This window comes from Nocardia sp. NPDC004068, assembly GCF_042874315.1.
GTDB lineage: Bacteria > Actinomycetota > Actinomycetes > Mycobacteriales > Mycobacteriaceae > Nocardia.
Genome location: NZ_JBIAMW010000010.1, coordinates 14829 through 32504 on the forward strand (window position 1 = coordinate 14829; position 17676 = coordinate 32504).

Below are 17676 nucleotides of genomic sequence, written 5' to 3' on the forward strand. Positions count from 1 at the left end.
TAACCGTGGGGGACGTCGAATCCTTGAGCGCCCAGTAACCATGAGGGACACGGATACCGGAAGGAAATGCCCCCGCTGCCGGGTGTACGTGGGCGCAGCGGGGGCACCGGCGGGCGCGTGGGTGCCCGTCGGCCCGGCCGTCATGAAGGCCGGGGGATCGGGGTGTTCTGCCGGGCGGCGGTGCGCCACCGGCCGTTCTCCTTGACCAGGACGTAGAGCGCGATCATGGCGGGCTCTCGGTCGATGAGGGTGCCGTCGGCGGTGGTGGCTCGGGCGTGCTTGTGCGCCACGGCGATATCGGGGCGCAGGAAGGTGACGTCGACGAGGTCGTAGCGGACGTATTCGTCCTTCAGGAATCCGGCCAGGCCGGCGCGGCTGGCCTCGAGCAGGGCCTCGCGGCCGCGGATCAGGGTCCCGACGGCGTTGACGGCCGTGGCGTCGGCGGTGAAATCGCCGCTCATGAGGTCGGCGTCGTTGGTGTTGAAGCCTGCCTCGACACGCCCGATGAGAGCGCGGATCTCGGCGATGTCGTCGGTGTCTTCCATGGTCACGACACCATGGTCGTTCCTGAACCGCGCTCGAGGTCCAGGGCCGGGCGGCGTGGCCTGGGTCACGTCGGCCGGTGCCGCGGAACCAGTGAGATATCGTGAGAGGATCTTTGTCATTCGGTCGCTACGTGGAGGAGGACGGATGGCCAGCGTCGAGACGCCCGCCGCGCGCTTACGCGAGTTGCAGGATGAGGGCTGCACGCCCGAGGAGGCGTGGGAACTGTTCGACTCCCTGCCCGCGGTCCGGGTCGACGAGATCACCACCGGCCGCTGGCGCGGCGACGAGCTCGACACCGGGCACCCGTTCGCCGGGGTCCTCATCGAATCCGGTTGGTACGGAAAGCAGTTCGACAGCCCCGACGCCGTGCAGCCGTTGCTGTTCGCCGGGCGGGACGCCGCCGTGTTCGCGGTCGATCCCCGCCGGGTGCCGCTCGCGCTGGCCGGTCGCATTCCGCTGTCCGGGGTGCGTGCCGCCCGCGCCCTGCTGCCGATCCTGCGCCCGCTGCTGCGCACCCGCCCGTCACGGGCCCGGCTGCGTAATGTGGAGTTCCGCGGAAAGATCAGCGCCGCAATGATCTACGACCATCTGCCGATCATCGACATCTTCCGGCTGGTGGACGATCAGACCCTGCTGGGCGTGATGGATCTGCGCGGAATGCCGGAGCCGTACTTCTTCATCCTGCGCCGCGAAAGCGTCTGAGCGAGCGGGCCTCCGCGTGAACTACCATCGGGACAGCGCGTCGCGACCGAAGGGATGTCCCGATGGAACGCACGACCTGTCTGGTCGCCGGGGGCGGCCCCGCCGGGATCGTCTTCGCTCTGCTGGCGGCCCGCGCCGGGGTGGACGTCACCGTTCTCGAGAAGCACGGTGACTTCCTGCGCGACTTCCGCGGCGACACAGTGCATCCCACCACCCTCGACCTGCTCGACGAACTGGGTCTGGGGGAGGAGTTCGCGAAACTGCCGCAACGCCGTCTGCGGGGTGTGCAGTTGCCGCTGCGCGGCGGCATGACCACGGTCGCGACATTCGACCGCCTGCCCGGCCCGCACAAGTACATCGCCATGGTCCCGCAATGGGATCTGCTCGATCTGCTGGCCCGCGCCGCCGACCGGGAACCGAGCTTCCGGTTGCGGATGAACACCGAGGCCATCGATCCGCTGCGCGAGGGCGGCCGGATCGTCGGGGTCCGCTACCGCACGAAAGACGGTGGGGCGGGCGAGATCCGGGCCGCGCTGACCCTCGCCTGCGACGGCCGCGGTTCGGTGCTGCGGGACGCGGCCGGGCTGGGCTCACGCCGCTGGGCGACCCCGTTCGACGTGTGGTGGTTCCGCATCCCGCGCCACGACACCGATCCCGCGGGCGCGGTTCCGGTGCTGACCGCCGACCGGGTCGCGATCATGCTCGACCGCGGCGACTACTGGCAGTGCGCGACGCTCATCGCGAAGGGCAGCGATCCGGCGCTGCGGCAGGGGCCGGTCACCGAGATCATGCGGGCCATGGCCGACAGCGTGGCGTGGCTGGCGGATCGGATCGACGCGGTGCCCGACTGGCAGCACGTGAAGCTGCTCGAGGTGCGCCTCGACCGTCTCGACCGCTGGTACACCGACGGGTTGCTGTGCCTCGGCGACGCCGCGCACGCCATGTCGCCGGTCGGTGGGGTCGGCATCAATCTGGCGGTGCAGGACGCGGTGGCCGCCGCGCGAATCCTGGTGCCGCGCTTGCGGTCCGGACATGTGACGGTCGCGGATCTGGCGCGGGTGCAGCGTCGCCGGATCGTGCCGACCGTGATCACGCAGACCATGCAGCGTGTCCTGCATCGGGTGGTGATCGGCCCGGCGGTGGCGGGACGGTTGAACGTCTCCAATCGGACGCGAACCCCGTTGCCGCTGCGCGTCTTCCGGCGCGTGCCGATCGTGCGCGATGTGCCGCCGTTCCTGGTCGCGCGGGGTGCGCTACCCGAGCACGCCCCCGACTTCGCGCGGCGGCCCTGACTACTCCTCGTCGAGGATCGCGTCGAATCGTTGGTCGGCGCGGTCGAGCTGGTCGAGGATGTGCTGTTTGACGTGGTCGGCGAGGGGGGTGTCGGGGCGGGTGACCAATTCGCGGTAGACATCGGTCAGTGGACGGTATTTGGTGGCCAGGTGGTGCTGCACGCCGCCGGTGGCGTAGACGATGCCGACGCCGTTGTCGGTGAAGTCGGAGATCTTCACCACCCGCGCCCAGGGGTTGCGGTCCAGGCTGGCGGCGACGTGCTCGCGGTACTGTTCCTGCCGGTCCACGCCCGGTTCGCGGGGTGGATTGGTCACGGCGGCAACGATATCCGCGACCCGGGGGCCGAACCGGTTTTCGAGTTCGGCCAGCGCCGCCTCGGTCGGCGTGCCGGGTCGTTCGCCCGCGAGGTCGGCGGCATGGTCCTCGACCGCGTCGTGCAGCAGGCCCGCGATCGCCAGCTCGGTGTCGTGCACCTCGTAGTGGCTGACGATCCGGATCGCCACGCGCAGTAGATGATTCACGTACGGTTCGCGGCCGTAGCGGTCCGCCGCGTGCAGCCGTGACGCCAGGTCCAGGGCCGCGCCGACCCGCTCCGGTTCGGCCAGTTTCTCGGTCTCCAGTTCCAGCCGCTGCCGTAAACCGCTCTCGCCGTGCACCTCACTGATGGTGTGTAACGGCATCACGGCCAGAAGCCCCGCCCCTACTGTGCTCATACCGCCCAATCTAACCGGGGGCCTGCCGGGAGCGAACACCTCGTGGGTGGTTCACCGGATGAGGAGTGGCCCTCGGGGCGAATATCTCGTGGGCGGCTCATCGGACGACGAGCGGTGCCCGAGACGAATATCTCGTGGGCAATTCATCGGATGACGACCGGCGCTCGAGGCGAATATCTCGTGGCCGGTTCATTGAACGACGAGTGGCCCTCGGGACGAATATCTCGTGGCCCGTTCATCGGGCGACGAGCGGGGCTCGGAGCGCCGAATCCGTGGGCGAGTCACCGGACGTCGAGCGGCCGGAACTGGATGCTGATGCGCGGGCCGACCGGGCGGCGGGACTTGGGGACCGCGTGTTCCCAGGTGCGTTGGCAGGAGCCGCCCATGACGAGGAGGTCGCCGTGGCCGACCTGGTAGCGGAGGCTCGCCCCGCCGCCGCGCGGGCGCAGCGCGAGGGTGCGGGCCGCGCCGACCGAGACGATCGCGACCATGGTGTCGGTGGTCGCCCCGCGGCCGATGGTGTCGCCGTGCCAGGCGACGCTGTCGTTGCCGTCGCGGTAGTAGCACAGGCCCGCGGTGCGGAACGGTTCGCCGAGTTCGGCGCGGTAGTGGTCGGTCAACGCGGCGCGCGCCTGGTCCAGGATGGGATCGGGCAACGGTTCGTCCGCGCCGTAGAACCGCAGCAGCCGCGGCACATCCACCATGCGGTCGTACATCTGCCGCCGATCCGCGCGCCACGGCACCCCGGTGACCAGCCGCTGGAACACCGCGTCGGCCCCGCCGAGCCAGCCGGGCAGCACATCCACCCAGGCCCCGTCGCTCAACCTGTCTCGGCGCACTCCGCATAGCGACCCGAGCGCCGCGTCCTCGGCGTCGTCGAACAGCGATCCCTGTAACGGTATCGACATGCCTCGAATCTACGGTTCTTCGAACATATGTTCAAGCTACCCCGGCATGGGCGGACATCTCGTCGCGAACCGTCGCGGCGAAGGCGTCCACCTCGGCCTCGGTGGTGTCGAACGAGCACATCCAGCGGACCTCGCCGACGCGTTCGTCCCAGACGGCGAACTGGTAGCGGCGAAGGAGTCGTTCGATGACCGCTGGGGGCAGGACGGCGAAGACGGCGTTGGCCTGCACCGGTCGCGGGATCTCGACGCCGGGGACGTCGGCGACGGCCGCGGCCAGGCGGGCCGCCATGGCGTTGGCGTGGCGCGCGTTGCGCAACCACAGGTCGCCCTCGAGCAGCGCGACGAATTGGGCCGAGAGGTACCGCATCTTCGACGCCAGTTGCAGGGCGGACTTGCGGAGGTAGGACACCCCGCGGACCGCGTCGGGATTCAGCACCACGATGGCCTCGCCGAACATGAGGCCGTTCTTGGTGCCGCCCAGCGACAGCACGTCCACCCCGACGTCGGTGGTGAACGCGCGCGGCGGCAGGTCCAGGGCCGCGGCCGCGTTGGCCAGGCGCGCGCCGTCGATGTGCAGCAGCATGCCGCGTTCGTGGGCGAAGGCGGCGATCGCCGCGATCTCGCCCGGGGTGTAGCGGGTGCCGAGTTCGGTTGTCTGGGTGAGGGAGACGACCTTCGGCTGCGCGTGATGCTGCACCCCGAAGCCGCGCGCGTAAGGCTCGATCAGTTCCGGGGTGAGCTTGCCGTCTGCGGTCGGGACCGCGATCAGCTTGAGCCCGGCCACCTTCTCGGGCGCGCCGCCCTCGTCCAGGTTGACGTGCGCGGACGCGGGACAGATCACCGCGCTCCAGCGATCGCACATCGCTTGCAGCCCAATGACATTCGCGCCGCTGCCGTTGAAGACCGGATAGACCTCGGCGCGCTCCCCGAAACGCGTCTTGATCACCTCGCGCAACCGGGCCGTGTGGCGGTCCGCGCCGTAGGCGGGTTCGTGGCCCTCGTTGGCGGCGATCAGCGCCGTCATGATGTCCGGGTGGACGGGAGCGTTGTTGTCACTGACGAATCCGCTTCGCGGTTCGCCCTGGGTGCCGGTCATGCGTCCTCTTCCGGCAGGAGCGGGAAAGTGCCGTTCTCGTCGTGGGTTTCGCGGCCGGTGAGCGGCGGATCGAAGACGCACAGCGCCCGGAACGCGGTATGGGTCCGCAGGGTGTGGTGCTCGTGCCCGTCGAGCAGATACAGCACGCCGGGTTCGAGCGGATGCCGCTGCCCGGTCTCGTCGTCGACGACCTCGCCGGTGCCCTCGAGGACGTAGACGGCCTCGACGTGGTTGGCGTACCACATCTTCAGCTCGGCCCCCGCGCGCACGAGGGTGTCGTTCACGGAGAAGCCCGCCTTCTCCCGGGCGAGGATCAGGCGGCGGCTGATCCAATCCGGTCCTCGCACTTCGCGTTCGGTGCCGACGGTCTCTCGCAGTGAGCGCACGATCATGGAATACCTCTCCTCGATGTTTCCTTCCGATACCAAGATCATGGCTCGTCGCCCGACCGACCGGGAGTGGCAGTAACGCCCCCTATCGCTAAGATTGTGCCATGCGTGAGGGAACCTCCGACGGGCGGCACACGGTCTCCGTCCTCGCCTTCGACGGGATGGCGCCGTTCGAATTCGGTTCTGTGGTCGAGGTATTCGGTGTGACCCGTCCCGATGTCGAGGGGCCGTGGTACGAACTGCGGATCTGTTCGCTCGACGAGGACGAGCTGTTCGCCGGGGCCGACACCGTGATCGTCGTCGGGGTACCGGATCCGGGCGGCGCGATACCGTCCCACCTCGTGGCGGCGCTGCGCGCGGCGCGCGCCCGCGGGGCGCGAATCGTCTCGATCTGTTCGGGCGTCTTCGCGCTGGCCGCCGCCGGACTGCTCGACGGCCGGGCGGCGACGACGCACTGGCAGTACACCGAGCTGCTGCGCCGCCGCCATCCGAACATCCGGGTGTGCCCCGATGTGCTGTACGTGGACGAGGGCGACATCCTCACCGGCGCGGGCAATGCCGCCGGGCTCGACCTGTGCCTGCACCTGGTGCGCAGGGACCGCGGCGCGCGGGTCGCGAACACGATTGCCCGGCACCTGCTGGTTCCGCCGCATCGCGCGGGCGAGCAGGCCCAGCTCGTGCCGACCGCCGTGCCCGAATCCGACGACGACTGGGTCGCGCGGGCCATGGCCTGGGCGCTGGATCATCTGGCCGAACCGATCACGGTGGGGGACATGGCCGCTCGGGCCCATCTCGCGCGCCGGACGTTCCTTCGGCAGTTCCAGCGGCGAACCGGAACCACCCCGATGCGGTGGGTCGTCGCGCAACGCGTCCGGGCCAGCCTGCCGCCGCTCGAACGCGGCACGATGTCGATCGAGGAGGTCGCCGCGGCCGTCGGCTTCGCGAGCCCGGTGACGTTCCGGCACCACTTCACCCGGGCCATGCGCTGCTCGCCCTCGGCGTATCGCCGCGGCTTCCGCGCTTCGGCGTGAATCAGGCTGGCCCGCCGAGGGTTTCGATCCCGGCGAGAATCAGATCGATGCCCGCGAGGAACTGTTCGCGGTCGTCGTGGTCGGGCAGCCGCTCGGCCGCCCGGTTCAGGAACGGATACCGCCGCGGATCGAGCGCGGACCAGCGCGCGGCGACGGCCCCGAGGAAGGCGCGCCGGTCGGTCGCCCGCGCGTGCTCGCGCGCGTTCGCCGCGTTCTGCCCGGCGACGCCGAGGACGTAGTTCAACAGCGCCGAGGCCGCGTCGAACTGCGCGGGTTCGGGAACGCCGAGGGCCGGGAGGCGACCGCCGAGGCCCTCGAAGATCGAGAGCATGGCGGCCTGCCACGGCTCGCGGGTGAGCTGGGTCCCCACCCACGGATGGGCGTCGATGGCGTCGAACACGCCCAGGGCGATGTCCCGGATGGCCTGCCGGGGCTCGGCCGCGTCGTCGCCCTCGGTCAGCGCGCGGGCCACCACCGCCTCGGTCGCCGCGGTGAGCAGGTCGTTCTTGTTCGCGACGTGCCAGTAGATCGCGCCCGCCCCGGTGGCCAGCCGGGCGGCGAGCGCGCGGAAGGTGAGGGCGTTCTCGCCCTCGGTGTCGAGGATCTCGATCGCGGTCTCGACGATCCGCTCCTTCGACAGCGCGTCCGCGCGCCGCTCGCTCCGCTGCTTCCCGGTTGCCACGACACCCATCTTGACATGTCTGGAACGTTGTTCCAAGCTGGATGCTGGAACGGCGTTCCAACGAAGGGAGAAGACCATGACGACAACCATTTCGATCGTCGGTGCGGGCCTGGGCGGCCTCACCCTCGCGCGCGTTCTGCACGTCCACGGCATCGCGGCGACCGTCTACGAGGCCGACGCGTCCGCGGCGGCCCGGACACAGGGCGGTCAGCTCGACATCCACGAGGAGGACGGGCAGCGCGCGCTCGCCGCCGCCGGTCTCACCGACGAATTCCACGCGATCATCCACCGGGGCGCCGAGGCGTCGCGCGTCCTCGGCCCGGACGGCACGGTGCTGCTCGACCTTCCCGACGACGGCTCGGGCCGCCGTCCGGAGGTGCTGCGCGGCGACCTGCGCCGGATCCTGCTCGACGCGCTGCCCGAGGGCACCGTGCGCTGGGGTCACAAGGTCACCGCGGTGCGGTCCCTCGGCGACGGCCGCCACGAGCTGAGCTTCGCGAACGGGTCGACGGCGATCGCCGATCTTTTGGTCGGGGCCGACGGCGCGTGGTCGAGGATCCGGCCGCTGCTGTCCGACGCCCGGCCGGAGTACATCGGCACGACGTTCGTGGAGACCTACCTCCACGACGCGGACGAACGCCATCCCGCGTCGGCTGCCGCGGTCGGCTCGGGCGCGATGTACGCGGCCACGCCGGGACAGGGCATCGCCGCGCATCGCGAGGCGGGCGGGGTGCTGCACACCTACGTCGAGCTGAATCGTTCGGCCGAGTGGGTCGCGGCGATCGACTTCACCGATCCCGTCGCCGCGACGGCCCGCGTCGCGGCCGAATTCGACGGCTGGGCACCGGAACTCACCGCGCTCATCACCGACGCCGACACCGCTCCGGTCGCGCGCATGATCCACACCCTGCCCGACGGGCATCGGTGGGATCCGGTGCCGGGGGTGACCCTGCTCGGCGACGCCGCGCACCTCATGCCGCCCTCGGGCGACGGCGCGAATCTGGCGATGCTCGACGGCGCCGAACTCGGCGAGGCCATCGCCGCGCACCCCGGCGACCTGGAGGCGGCGCTCGGTGTCTACGAGAAGGCGATGTTCGAACGCGGCGCCGCGTTCTACGCCGACGCGCACGAGATCCTGGATCTGTGCCTGGGGGAACGCGCGCCGTACGGGCTCATCGACCTGTTCACCGCCGCGCCGTTGTGAGATGTCCCAGGCCCGTCCGGCCCGCACCGCACCGGTGGCGGCAGCGGGTTAGCCTCGGCCGGTGCCGAGGCAATCGAGGGTGAACCGTCGTCGCGCGCTGGCGTTGGGGGCAAGTGCCGCAAGCGCATTCGTCGCGGCCACCGGACTCGCGCACGCCGACGAACCCGACGACGACCTCCGCTATCCCGGCTATTCACCGCGGGACCGGACCCGCCCCTACGCGCGGTACCTGGCCGAGCACACCGCGCCCCCGCAACCCGCCGTCGCCGACGCCTACCGCGCCGCGCCCACGCCCGCCGCCTCGATACCGCCCTTCGCCGACCTCGTCACCGACCTCGCCCCGGGCGGCTACTCGGCCGTCGAAACCGGTTACGGCGCAACCGAAACCGGTGTCGTCTGGGTGGCGGTGCGCACGGAGATGCCGCGCGTGTCCGCGGCCATGTGGGATTGGTGGTTCGGCTGGCATCTCGTCGAGTCCGCCCGCTACAAACTGTGGCATCCGGACGCGCACCTGTACGCCGAGGTGGCCGCCGATCGGGTCGGCGCGCCGCTGCCGGATCGGGCGAAGTACATCGGCAACATCTCCTACGTCGACGAGTACATCGGCCCGAAACTGCAACAGCTCGCCATCGCCTTCCGCGACCCCGTCGCCCACGGCTTCACGGTTCCCGACGAGCACACGGTGATCCTCGGCCGCGTCGGCAGCGCGATCGCACCCGTCGATCTGGGGTGGCTGGCCCATCAGGTACGGCCGGTCGCCGATGGCTGCGAAATGCGCAGCCGCTTCTACCTCCGCCTCTATGGAACACACCCGCTCGATCCGCTGCACGCCGCGCGGGCCGTGCAGCGCGGACCCGCGGCCGACCCCGCGGACCTGCTGCCCGGCCTCGACCTCGCCCGCGACCTCATGCTGCACTGCGGCCAGGAGATGAACCACCTCGCGGGCTTCCTACCCGAGCTGTACGAGGAGTTCGGCTCCTGAACCGCGCCCGTCAGGAGCCGACCGCCGTCGCGTCGGCGATCACCGCCACCCCGGTCCGGCCACCGTCCACGTCGAGGACGGACCCGTGGACGAAGGCCGCGTCGTCGGAGGCGAGGTAGACCGCCGCCGCGGCGATCGCCTCCGGGGCGCCCGCACTCCCCGCGGGGGTGCCGTGCATCAGCGTCTCGACCGAGGGGTGCGCGACGGTCGAATCGGCGGCGAGGATGACGCCCGGCGAAATGGCGTTCACCCGAACGCCTTTCGGCCCGAACTCCGCGGACCAGGATCGGGTGAGGGTCTCCAGCGCCCCCTTGGTCGAGGCGTACAGCGCTCCCACGGGCAGCCCGAGCCGCGTCACCCAGGAACCGAGATTGATGATCACGCCGCCGCCGGCCTCGATCATGTCGGGAAGCACCGCCTGGGTGAGGAAGTACGGGGCCTTGACGTTCACGGCGTAGAGCCGGTCCACGATCTCGTCGTCGTCGGTGAGCGTCGCCGAGGGCGGATAGATCCCGGCGTTGTTGACCAGGATGTCGATGCGGCCGCCGAGCCGATCGCGTGCCGCCGACGCGAGGGCCCGGCTCGCCGCGGAACCGCCGTCCAGCTCGGCGCGCACGTAGTCGGCCCGGCCGCCCTCGGCGCGGATCGCGGCGACCACGGCCTCGCCCCGGCCGTCGTCGCGCCCGGAGACGACGACGTGCGCTCCCTCGCGGGCCAGGGCCGTCGCGATCGCGCGGCCGATATTGCTCGTGGACCCCGTGACGAGGGCGGTCCTACCGGAAAGTCGTGTCATACCGGCGAAGGTACGAGCGGATTTTTGGACCGGCAAGTCCAAACTCAGACCCCGCGCAGATACTCGATGAGGGTGTCCATCGTCGTCTCCAGATAGGTCGCGTCACCGGTCGTGCGCAGCATCTGCACCCCGCCCTGGATGCCCGCGAGAAAGGTCGTCGCGACCCGATCGGCCGCGAGTTCCGGGCGGACGAGTCCGGCGGCCTGCATTCCTGCGATCCCGTCCCGGATCCGTGCGTGCCATTGCGCGAGCAGCGTGGTGACGATCGCCGCCGCGCCCGGCGTGGCGGCGGCCTGCTGCAGGAGCGCGCCCAGCGGGCAGTTCCTGCCCTGCGCCCGATAGCGCGCGACCACCGCGTCCCGCCAGCGTTCCCACGCCGCCCACGTGGTCAGCGCGTCGAGATGCGGCCGCTGATCGTCGAGCACGCGCTCCGCCTCGTACCGCGCGACCGCGACGAGGAGTTCCTCCTTGCCGCCCGGGAAGTAGTGGAAGATCTGCCCCTTGCTGGTCCCGCTGATGGCCCGGATGTCGTCCAGTGTCACATTGCCCGGATCGTCCCCGCGCAGATGCAGCGCGGCCCCCTCCACGATGCGCTGCCGGGTGGCCTGCCCCTTGGCGGTGAGTCTCACCCCTCGACGGTACCGCCCTCTGGACCGGGCGGTCCAAGGGTTCGCCGCTTGACCCAGCACATGCCGCGACCGGACTCCGCCGGAGCGCGTCGTGGCCGCGGTTCGACGCGATCGAGTTCGTAGCCGAGCCGTCGGGGGACCGCGGCGCTGCGCAGATTGGCGGCGTCGCAATGGATTTCGACGCGCTCGATGCCGGGCAGTGACAGTGCGATCCGGGTCAGGGCGTCGGCGCGGCGGGTGATCACGCCGCGGCCGGTGTGCCCGGCCCGGCACCAGTAGCCGATCTCCATCGCGGGCGGGCCGAGCCGATCGTGCAGGCTCATCGCGCCGAGCAGGAGACCGTCGGGTGCGAAGACGCCGTAATGGAAGCCGCGGTCGTCACTCGGCCAGCCGTGTCCCCGGGCGCGATCCCACTCGCGTTGCCGATTCAGTGTGGTCGGCTCGGCGAGCCAGTCCATCCACGGATGCAGGTGGTCGAACGAGTCGGCGACGGCCTCGAAGCGGGGCACCAGATCCTCCGGCCGCCAAGCGCGAAGCAGCAACTCGCCCACCTCGATTCGGGCGGGCGGCGCGACTCCGGGTGCGAGCGCGGAGGGCACCGGGAGGTCCACGATCAGCTCACCGTACCAAGGCCGCGACGGCGTCCCAGTCGGGCGTGTGCACCACCCAGTCCGGGATCTCCTCCTGCGGCCCGAACAGGTAGCGGTGCGGGACGACGTCGTGCAGCGCGCGGTGCACGTCGAGCCGATCGTCGATCATGTGCGTGATGCCCAGCTCGGCGCAGACGACCGCCTTGTCGGCGCGCTGGCGGCAGAATCGGACGTGGCCGCGCGGCAGGCCGGTGCGGTCGTAGAACGCGTGATGGTCCAGCCAGGCCCGGGTCTTGCGTTCGGTGTTCTCACCGCATTTGGAGATGATCCACGCGCGCCCCTCGAACCGGGCGATCAGATCCGGGAGCACCTCGAATGCGCCCGGCGTGGCGGGTGATTCGATCGCCTCGGCGAGGCTCGCGCCGAGGAAGACGGTGTCGGCCGTGCCGTCGGGGCCGGGCGCCCCCTGGATCACGCGGCCGAAATCGATTCCCAGACATTCCATTCCATCAGGGTGACGGGCGAATTTCCGGTTTGCCACCCAATTTCGTATCCGCGCGGCCGATCTCGGCGCGGCGTTCGCGCGACCGGGTTACCGTCGAGGGATGTTCGGCATCATCCGCCCGTGTCGGCATCGACTGGGCGAGGAGTTGGGTCGCGCGTGGCTGGCCCAGCTGTGTGGGCTGTGTCTGGCCCTGCGCGACGGTCACGGTCAGGCCGCCCGGGTGGCGACCAACTACGACGGGCTGGTGATCTCCGCGCTCGTGGAGGCCCAGTCGCCGGGCACGAGTCGCCGGGCCGCCGGTCCGTGCCCGCTGCGCGGCATGCGGCGCGCGGACGTGGCCACCGGCGACTGCGTCCGGCTCGCGGCGACGGTGTCGCTGGTACTGGCCGCGGCCAAGGTCCGCGATCACGCCGACGACGGCGACGGGTGGGCCGGGACCACCGGATTGCGCCCCGCCGCACGGCGTATCGCGGATCGGTGGGCGCGGCAGGGCACCGAGAGCGGCGCGGCGCTGGGCTTCGACACGGCCGTGCTGTTGCGGGCGGTGGATCGGCAGATCGCCGTCGAGGCCGCCGCCGGGCCGGGCACCGCCCTACTGGAAGTGACCGAACCGACCGAGGCCGCCACCGCCGCGGCGTTCGGGCATACGGCGATCCTCGCCGGACGCCCGCGCAATGTCGACGCGCTCACCGAGGCGGGCCGATTGTTCGGTCGCACGGCGCATCTCCTCGACGCGGTGGAGGACCTGGCCGACGATCTCGCCCGGGGCAAATGGAATCCGTTGGCCGCCACCGGTTCCGGCGTGGACGAGGCGCACCGGCTCTGCGCGGACGCCCTGCTCGGTATCGAACTCGCCCTGGCCGAGGCCGATTTCACCGACGATCGTCTCGTGCGCGCCCTGCTGATCCACGAGCTGCGGCACTCCGTCCAGCGCACCTTCGCCCCGCCGAGCGGCCGCTGGCGCCGCCGCCGTCCCCCGCCCGGATACGACTATCCGCCACCGGGTTACGGCTATCCGCCGCCGCCCTACGGGTACGGCTACGGCCGACCGCCCCGGCGCGGCGGATTCTGTATCCCCTTCTGCGAGGGCATGATCTGCTGCGAATGCTGCGACTGCGGCGAGGACTGCTGTTGCTGCTGCGGAGAGGGCTGCTGCGACAACTGACGATCAGCGCCGCAACGCCGTCTCCTGCCGCAGCCGCGACAGCTTCTCCGGATTGCGGACCGAGTAGAACCCGGTGATCAGCCCCTCCTCCACGCGCAGGGCCAGCACCGTATCGACCTCGCCGTCGCGCCACAGGATCAGCGCCGGATACCCGTTGACCTGCGCGGGCCGCAGCGAGGCGGCATCGATGTGGTGCAGTCCGGGGCCCAGGACGCGAGCGACCGCGTCCGCGCCGACGATCGGGTCGAGCACCGCCTGCGCGATCCCGCCGCCGTCGCCGATCAGGACGACGTCGGGCGCCAGGATGTCCAGAAGTCCTTGCAGCTCACCGGTTTCCACCGCGCGCTGGAAGGCGGCGAGGGCGTGCCGGGTCTCGGCGGGGGAGATCTCGCCGCGGGGGCGGCGCGCCGCCACATGGGCGCGGGCGCGGTGCGCGATCTGGCGGACCGCCGCCGGTGTCTTGTCGACCGCGTCCGCGATCTCGTCGTAGCCCAGGTCGAAGACCTCGCGCAGCACGAACACCGCGCGCTCGGTCGGCGCGAGGGTCTCCAGGACGAGCAGCATCGCCATCGACACGCTCTCGGCGAGTTCGACGTCCTCGGCCACATCGGGCGCGGTGAGCAACGGTTCGGGCAGCCACGAACCGACATACGACTCCTTGCGCCGCCCCAGCGACCGCACCCGCATCAACGCCTGCCGGGTGACCATGCGCACGAGGTAGGCGCGCTGGTCCCGGATCCCGTCCAGGTCGACCGCGGACCAGCGCAACCACGTCTCCTGCAACGCGTCCTCGGCGTCGGCGGCCGAGCCGAGCATCTCGTAGGCGACGGTGAACAGCAGATTGCGGTGGGCGACGAAGGCGTCGGTGGCCGGGTCCGGCATGGGAGTCCCTTCGGGGTCGGGCGGTTTCCCATCAGATGCCGCCCGCCCCGATTCTGTGACAACCGCCGGCCGCGTCAGCACTCAGGGGCGTGGACTGGCCGTGAACAGGCTCCACATTCGATCGCGCACATCGGCGCCCCGGGCGCCGCCGGGCCAGAGGTGCCCGCCGTTGTCGTAGAGCCGGTACACCACCTGGGTGCCCGCGGCGCAGTCGTAGCGGGTGCCGGTGAGGACCTCCGGGCCCGTCTCGGTGTGTGACGTGCCGCAGCTGTCCTTGCGCCGCCACAGGTCGCGATGCTGTTCGGCGACGACCTGCCAGACGAGCGGATCGTCGTCGGCCAGCATGACGCCGAAGGAGATCGGGCGAGAGGCGGGGCAGTCGTCGTCGGACAGGGTCGGGGCCGGGCCCGCGTACACCGCCGCCGAGGCCACGAGATCGGTTGCGTCACAGGCCATTCGGGAGGTCATCTGGCCGCCGTTGGAGTGGCCGCTGAAGTAGATCCGGTGCGGATCGACGCAGAACTGTCCCTCGATCTTCGCCACCATGTCCCGCAGGACCCGGACGTCGTCGGAACCGTGAGCGAAGTCCCAGGACCAGTTTCCGTTGTTGTCGTCCTTGCTTCCTCGCGGGTAGGCCACGATGGCCTTCTTCTGCGCGACGTACGGCGTCCAGCCCGTCACGCCCTCGAAGTGCGCCGGATTGTCCTGTCCGCCGTGTACCGCCACGAGCAGCGGCGCCGGATTCGGCAGTCCGGCGGGCACATTCAACAGATACGGGCGTCCGTCGACCGACTGGGAAATGGTTCCGCCGGTCGAGGTCGTGGAACACGCCGCCGGGGCGTCGTCCGCGACCGCCGGGGCCGCTGTCACCAGTGTCACGGCGGCCAGCGCACCGAACGCGGCGGCCGCCCAGCGAGAGATCTTCGACAACGAAGTCACCTGCCTTCCAAATGCTTTCGAGGCGGCCAGAATAGCGAACAATAGTGTTCGTCATTATGGTTTCGGCTAAGCTGCCGCGACTATGGCCCTCGGCGCGACCCTGTACACCGTCGGCGTCCACCTCGCCGACGTCGATCGCGGCGTCTACGAGGAGTTGGACGTACGGCTGGCCCGGCATCCCTCGGAGACGGCCGAATTCATGGTCACGCGCCTGCTGGCCTACTGCCTCGAATACGAGCCGGGCATCGCCTTCAGCGACGGCGGCGTCTCCTCGACCGACGAACCCGCCGTGCTGGTCCGCGATCTCACCGGCCGGATCACGGCGTGGATCGAGATCGGCGCGCCCGACGCCGACCGCGTTCACCGGGGCAGCAAGCTCGCCGGACGCGTCGCGATCTACACCCATCGTGACCCGGCGAAGGTCCTGAACCAGCTGTCCGGCAAGCGAATCCATCGCGCCGAGGAGATCCCGCTGTACGGCTTCGACCGCGCCTTCGTCGACGACGCTGCCGCGACCCTGGACCGCCGCAACACCCTCGCGGTCTCGGTGACCGAACGCCAGCTCTACCTGACACTCAACGGCGTCGACCTGAGCACCCTGATCGAGGAACACCGGCTCGAGTAACGCCCGGGCTCGGTCCAGGTCGCCGCGGATCCGAGGCGCTACTCGACGATCTTGCTCGCCAGTACCAGCACGGCGACGACCCCGGCGACCACCACGAGCCCGTAATGCCCGGCGGACGTGGCGTAGTCGTAGGTCGACACCCCCACGACGATCGCGATGACGAGAAACAGCAGGCGCTTCACCCCGGACCCCCTCGAACTCGTTCTCAGGGTACGGAGAACGGGTTCGCGTGCGCCACAACGGGTTCGGCGAAGGGCAGTGCGGGGGCGACGCTGGGTCAGCGGTCGAACCCGACCACCAGGACGAGTTTGCCGCGCACCCGGCCGTTTTCGCCGACCCGATGGGCCTCGGCGATCTCGGCGAGGGGGAAGGTGTGCACGTCGGGGACGGTGAAACGGCCCGTCTCGAGCAGTTCGCCGATGTCGTCGAGGGCGTGCAGGGCGCGTCCGGCGTCGCCGCGGCTGAAGGTGACGCCGTGCGCGCGGGCCCCGGCGAAATCGGCGAGCGTCACGACGCGGCCGGGGTCGCCGGTGAGGGCGATGAGTTCGGGCAGGACACCGCTGCCGGCGACATCGAGGGCGAGGTCGATGCCGTTGGGCCGCAAGGCCCGAACGCGCTCGACCAGACCCGGACCGTAGGCGACGGGATCGGCCCCGAGGGAGCGCAGATAGTCGTGATTGGCGGGACCGGCCGTGCCGATCACGCGAGCGCCCCGTGCCACCGCGAGTTGCACGGCCGCGCTGCCGACGCTGCCCGACGCGCCGTTGACGAGCAGCGTGCCGCCATCGCGGACACCGAGCTGATCGAGGGCGCGCGTGGCCGTTTCGAGGGCGGCCGGGAGCGCGGCGGCGTGCGCGAAATCCAGCGACCGGGGGATCGGCGCGTAATGCGCCAGCACGGCCGACTCGGCCTGCGCGCCCTCGTGCGCGGTGAAACCGAACACGCGATCCCCCACGGCCACCTCGGTGACCCCCGAACCCAGCTCGTCGACGACGCCCGCCGCCTCGTATCCGAGGGCCTGCGGCAACCCCTCGTCCAGCTCGCCCCGGCGCTTCTTCCAGTCACTGGCGTTGATTCCCGCCGCCCGCACCGCGATTCGCACCTCCCCGGGACCGGGATGCGGTTCGGGCAGATCGACAATCTCGAGGACCTCGGGTCCCCCGAACCGGCTGAAACGAGCTGCTCGCACTGTGCGCTCCTCGATCGGATGAACGGCGGGACGCCGTCGTCTCAGGTTCGCGCCCAGCTTTCCATGGGAACGGCGAGCCGTCGGCGAGGCCGAGTTCCTCGTGTCGGTGCGCGTGGCGGTGACCACTCAATCGGTCAGGCCCGTCGCGGTCAGCGTGAGGTGGCGGGCCAGCGTGGCGGCGGCCGCGTCGGCGTCGCGAGCCAAGGCGAGCTTCTCGAGGCGGCGGTGTTCGGTCGCGCCGTCGCGATCGGGATGGCGCTGGGTGGACCAGCGACGCGTCAATTCGCTTGCGGTCCAGAGCCTGTCGAAGGTGTCCAGCAGCGCCGGATTCCCGCACCCCTCGAGCAGGGCGCGATGGAAGACGCGATGGGCCTCGGACCAGGCGGCGGTGTAGTACTCGCCCTCGTCGGGGGCGAAGGCGGGCGTGCGGGCCAGGCGGTGATGGGCCGCGCGCACGCGCGCCTCCCAGTCCAGATCGCCGCGTTCGACGGAGATGCGCAGGATCGCCGGTTCGATCGTGCGACGTGCCTCCGCGATCTGCTGCCAGCGGCGATCGGAGTAGGCGGGCACCGCGAAACCCCGATTGGGCAACCGGTCGGCGAGGCCGTCGCCGACCAGTCGGACCAGCGCCTCGCGCACGACGGCCAGGCTCACCCCGTGCGCGCTCGCCAGATCCTGCGGTTTGAGTGGCGCGCCGGGCGCGTGCTCGCCGCGCAGGATGGCTTCCCGCAGCTGGGCGTAGACCTGTTCGGAGAGCATCCGGGCGGCCGGTGCGGGAGGGGAAGACATACGAGCCATCATAGATCATGCTGT

Annotated in this window: 22 protein-coding genes; 7 read left to right on the top strand and 15 right to left on the bottom strand. The window is 70.8% G+C overall.

Features of this window, described 5'->3' with window-relative positions:
* Positions 1 to 140: 140 nt before the first annotated feature.
* A complete protein-coding gene (locus tag ACFYTQ_RS24845; RefSeq protein ID WP_387366176.1) occupies positions 141 to 545 on the bottom strand; it encodes an SgcJ/EcaC family oxidoreductase in 405 nt (134 codons plus the stop codon).
* 145 nt (positions 546 to 690) lie between these two features.
* Between ACFYTQ_RS24845 and ACFYTQ_RS24850 the strand changes: the two genes are divergently transcribed.
* Together ACFYTQ_RS24850 and ACFYTQ_RS24855 are read left to right on the top strand one after the other, a co-directional pair.
* The gene (locus tag ACFYTQ_RS24850; protein WP_387365481.1) at positions 691 to 1248 is read left to right on the top strand and encodes a DUF4334 domain-containing protein; all 558 of its coding nucleotides are present in this window, start codon (positions 691 to 693) and stop codon (positions 1246 to 1248) included.
* Between the two features lie 62 nt (positions 1249 to 1310).
* On the top strand, positions 1311 to 2540 hold the full coding sequence (locus ACFYTQ_RS24855; protein ID WP_387365484.1) for an FAD-dependent oxidoreductase: 1230 nt from the start codon (positions 1311 to 1313) through the stop codon (positions 2538 to 2540).
* On the opposite strand, the gene ACFYTQ_RS24860 is transcribed toward ACFYTQ_RS24855, so the two are convergent.
* The 4 genes from ACFYTQ_RS24860 to ACFYTQ_RS24875 form a co-directional block, all read right to left on the bottom strand.
* Positions 2541 to 3254 carry an HD domain-containing protein gene (locus tag ACFYTQ_RS24860; RefSeq protein WP_387365487.1) on the bottom strand — a complete coding sequence of 238 codons (714 nt, stop codon included), beginning with the start codon at positions 3252 to 3254 and terminating at the stop codon, positions 2541 to 2543.
* A gap of 281 nt (positions 3255 to 3535) precedes the next feature.
* On the bottom strand, positions 3536 to 4162 hold the full coding sequence (locus tag ACFYTQ_RS24865; protein ID WP_387365490.1) for an alpha-ketoglutarate-dependent dioxygenase AlkB: 627 nt from the start codon (positions 4160 to 4162) through the stop codon (positions 3536 to 3538).
* A 31-nt stretch (positions 4163 to 4193) separates the two neighbouring features.
* Positions 4194 to 5258 carry a threonine aldolase family protein gene (locus tag ACFYTQ_RS24870; protein ID WP_387365493.1) on the bottom strand — a complete coding sequence of 355 codons (1065 nt, stop codon included), beginning with the start codon at positions 5256 to 5258 and terminating at the stop codon, positions 4194 to 4196.
* Complete coding sequence (locus ACFYTQ_RS24875; protein ID WP_387365496.1) at positions 5255 to 5650, bottom strand: ectoine synthase; 396 nt, start codon at positions 5648 to 5650, stop codon at positions 5255 to 5257. The genes ACFYTQ_RS24870 and ACFYTQ_RS24875 overlap by 4 nt, the downstream gene beginning before the upstream one ends.
* 101 nt (positions 5651 to 5751) lie before the next feature.
* Between ACFYTQ_RS24875 and ACFYTQ_RS24880 the strand changes: the two genes are divergently transcribed.
* Positions 5752 to 6678, top strand: coding sequence for a helix-turn-helix domain-containing protein (locus tag ACFYTQ_RS24880; RefSeq protein ID WP_387365499.1), 927 nt, complete (start codon positions 5752 to 5754; stop codon positions 6676 to 6678).
* 1 nt (position 6679) lies between these two features.
* Here the strand turns inward: ACFYTQ_RS24880 and ACFYTQ_RS24885 are convergent, their stop codons facing one another.
* Positions 6680 to 7369 carry a TetR/AcrR family transcriptional regulator gene (locus ACFYTQ_RS24885; protein ID WP_387365502.1) on the bottom strand — a complete coding sequence of 230 codons (690 nt, stop codon included), beginning with the start codon at positions 7367 to 7369 and terminating at the stop codon, positions 6680 to 6682.
* A gap of 67 nt (positions 7370 to 7436) precedes the next feature.
* Between ACFYTQ_RS24885 and ACFYTQ_RS24890 the strand changes: the two genes are divergently transcribed.
* Together ACFYTQ_RS24890 and ACFYTQ_RS24895 are read left to right on the top strand one after the other, a co-directional pair.
* Positions 7437 to 8564, top strand: a complete 1128-nt coding sequence (locus tag ACFYTQ_RS24890; protein ID WP_387365505.1) for an FAD-dependent oxidoreductase — start codon at positions 7437 to 7439, stop codon at positions 8562 to 8564.
* Positions 8565 to 8643: 79 nt separating this feature from the next.
* Positions 8644 to 9546 (top strand): DAPG hydrolase family protein, encoded by a 903-nt coding sequence (locus ACFYTQ_RS24895; RefSeq protein ID WP_387365508.1) that lies wholly within the window; start codon positions 8644 to 8646, stop codon positions 9544 to 9546.
* A 10-nt stretch (positions 9547 to 9556) separates the two neighbouring features.
* Here ACFYTQ_RS24895 and ACFYTQ_RS24900 read toward each other — a convergent pair whose 3' ends face one another.
* Genes ACFYTQ_RS24900 through ACFYTQ_RS24915 form a run of 4 tightly spaced genes read right to left on the bottom strand, consistent with a single transcriptional unit; the run spans position 9557 to position 12063 of the window.
* Positions 9557 to 10339, bottom strand: coding sequence for an SDR family NAD(P)-dependent oxidoreductase (locus tag ACFYTQ_RS24900; protein WP_387365511.1), 783 nt, complete (start codon positions 10337 to 10339; stop codon positions 9557 to 9559).
* 44 nt (positions 10340 to 10383) lie between these two features.
* Positions 10384 to 10968, bottom strand: a complete 585-nt coding sequence (locus tag ACFYTQ_RS24905) for a TetR/AcrR family transcriptional regulator (RefSeq protein ID WP_387365514.1) — start codon at positions 10966 to 10968, stop codon at positions 10384 to 10386.
* Positions 10965 to 11579 (bottom strand): GNAT family N-acetyltransferase, encoded by a 615-nt coding sequence (locus tag ACFYTQ_RS24910; RefSeq protein WP_387365517.1) that lies wholly within the window; start codon positions 11577 to 11579, stop codon positions 10965 to 10967. The genes ACFYTQ_RS24905 and ACFYTQ_RS24910 overlap by 4 nt, the downstream gene beginning before the upstream one ends.
* A gap of 7 nt (positions 11580 to 11586) precedes the next feature.
* Positions 11587 to 12063: a hypothetical protein gene (locus tag ACFYTQ_RS24915; protein WP_387365520.1), complete on the bottom strand. Its 477-nt coding sequence runs from the start codon at positions 12061 to 12063 to the stop codon at positions 11587 to 11589.
* 100 nt (positions 12064 to 12163) lie between these two features.
* Between ACFYTQ_RS24915 and ACFYTQ_RS24920 the strand changes: the two genes are divergently transcribed.
* Entirely contained in the window at positions 12164 to 13228 is a 1065-nt protein-coding gene (locus ACFYTQ_RS24920; RefSeq protein WP_387365523.1) for a DUF5685 family protein, read from the top strand.
* A 3-nt stretch (positions 13229 to 13231) separates the two neighbouring features.
* Here the strand turns inward: ACFYTQ_RS24920 and ACFYTQ_RS24925 are convergent, their stop codons facing one another.
* A complete protein-coding gene (locus tag ACFYTQ_RS24925) occupies positions 13232 to 14110 on the bottom strand; it encodes an RNA polymerase sigma-70 factor (protein ID WP_387365526.1) in 879 nt (292 codons plus the stop codon).
* Between the two features lie 81 nt (positions 14111 to 14191).
* Positions 14192 to 15040, bottom strand: a complete 849-nt coding sequence (locus ACFYTQ_RS24930; RefSeq protein WP_387365528.1) for an alpha/beta hydrolase family esterase — start codon at positions 15038 to 15040, stop codon at positions 14192 to 14194.
* 91 nt (positions 15041 to 15131) lie between these two features.
* On the opposite strand from ACFYTQ_RS24930, the gene ACFYTQ_RS24935 reads away from it, so the two are divergent.
* Positions 15132 to 15674 (top strand): YaeQ family protein, encoded by a 543-nt coding sequence (locus ACFYTQ_RS24935; RefSeq protein WP_387365531.1) that lies wholly within the window; start codon positions 15132 to 15134, stop codon positions 15672 to 15674.
* Between the two features lie 38 nt (positions 15675 to 15712).
* On the opposite strand, the gene ACFYTQ_RS24940 is transcribed toward ACFYTQ_RS24935, so the two are convergent.
* From ACFYTQ_RS24940 to ACFYTQ_RS24950, 3 genes are all read right to left on the bottom strand, one after another.
* Positions 15713 to 15856, bottom strand: a complete 144-nt coding sequence (locus ACFYTQ_RS24940; RefSeq protein WP_387365534.1) for a hypothetical protein — start codon at positions 15854 to 15856, stop codon at positions 15713 to 15715.
* Between the two features lie 95 nt (positions 15857 to 15951).
* Entirely contained in the window at positions 15952 to 16863 is a 912-nt protein-coding gene (locus tag ACFYTQ_RS24945) for an NADP-dependent oxidoreductase (protein ID WP_387365537.1), read from the bottom strand.
* 126 nt (positions 16864 to 16989) lie between these two features.
* Positions 16990 to 17652, bottom strand: coding sequence for a GntR family transcriptional regulator (locus tag ACFYTQ_RS24950; protein WP_387365540.1), 663 nt, complete (start codon positions 17650 to 17652; stop codon positions 16990 to 16992).
* Positions 17653 to 17676: the final 24 nt, after the last annotated feature.

Excerpts from the sequence above, each read along its gene's own strand:
- ACFYTQ_RS24845 (WP_387366176.1), bottom strand. The coding sequence starts at position 545 with ATGGAAGACACCGACGACATCGCCGAGATCCGCGCTCTCATCGGGCGT.
- ACFYTQ_RS24850 (WP_387365481.1), top strand. The coding sequence starts at position 691 with ATGGCCAGCGTCGAGACGCCCGCCGCGCGCTTACGCGAGTTGCAGGAT.
- ACFYTQ_RS24855 (WP_387365484.1), top strand. The coding sequence starts at position 1,311 with ATGGAACGCACGACCTGTCTGGTCGCCGGGGGCGGCCCCGCCGGGATC.
- ACFYTQ_RS24860 (WP_387365487.1), bottom strand. The coding sequence starts at position 3,254 with ATGAGCACAGTAGGGGCGGGGCTTCTGGCCGTGATGCCGTTACACACC.
- ACFYTQ_RS24865 (WP_387365490.1), bottom strand. The coding sequence starts at position 4,162 with ATGTCGATACCGTTACAGGGATCGCTGTTCGACGACGCCGAGGACGCG.
- ACFYTQ_RS24870 (WP_387365493.1), bottom strand. The coding sequence starts at position 5,258 with ATGACCGGCACCCAGGGCGAACCGCGAAGCGGATTCGTCAGTGACAAC.
- ACFYTQ_RS24875 (WP_387365496.1), bottom strand. The coding sequence starts at position 5,650 with ATGATCGTGCGCTCACTGCGAGAGACCGTCGGCACCGAACGCGAAGTG.
- ACFYTQ_RS24880 (WP_387365499.1), top strand. The coding sequence starts at position 5,752 with ATGCGTGAGGGAACCTCCGACGGGCGGCACACGGTCTCCGTCCTCGCC.
- ACFYTQ_RS24885 (WP_387365502.1), bottom strand. The coding sequence starts at position 7,369 with ATGGGTGTCGTGGCAACCGGGAAGCAGCGGAGCGAGCGGCGCGCGGAC.
- ACFYTQ_RS24890 (WP_387365505.1), top strand. The coding sequence starts at position 7,437 with ATGACGACAACCATTTCGATCGTCGGTGCGGGCCTGGGCGGCCTCACC.
- ACFYTQ_RS24900 (WP_387365511.1), bottom strand. The coding sequence starts at position 10,339 with ATGACACGACTTTCCGGTAGGACCGCCCTCGTCACGGGGTCCACGAGC.
- ACFYTQ_RS24915 (WP_387365520.1), bottom strand. The coding sequence starts at position 12,063 with ATGGAATGTCTGGGAATCGATTTCGGCCGCGTGATCCAGGGGGCGCCC.
- ACFYTQ_RS24920 (WP_387365523.1), top strand. The coding sequence starts at position 12,164 with ATGTTCGGCATCATCCGCCCGTGTCGGCATCGACTGGGCGAGGAGTTG.
- ACFYTQ_RS24925 (WP_387365526.1), bottom strand. The coding sequence starts at position 14,110 with ATGCCGGACCCGGCCACCGACGCCTTCGTCGCCCACCGCAATCTGCTG.
- ACFYTQ_RS24935 (WP_387365531.1), top strand. The coding sequence starts at position 15,132 with ATGGCCCTCGGCGCGACCCTGTACACCGTCGGCGTCCACCTCGCCGAC.
- ACFYTQ_RS24950 (WP_387365540.1), bottom strand. The coding sequence starts at position 17,652 with ATGTCTTCCCCTCCCGCACCGGCCGCCCGGATGCTCTCCGAACAGGTC.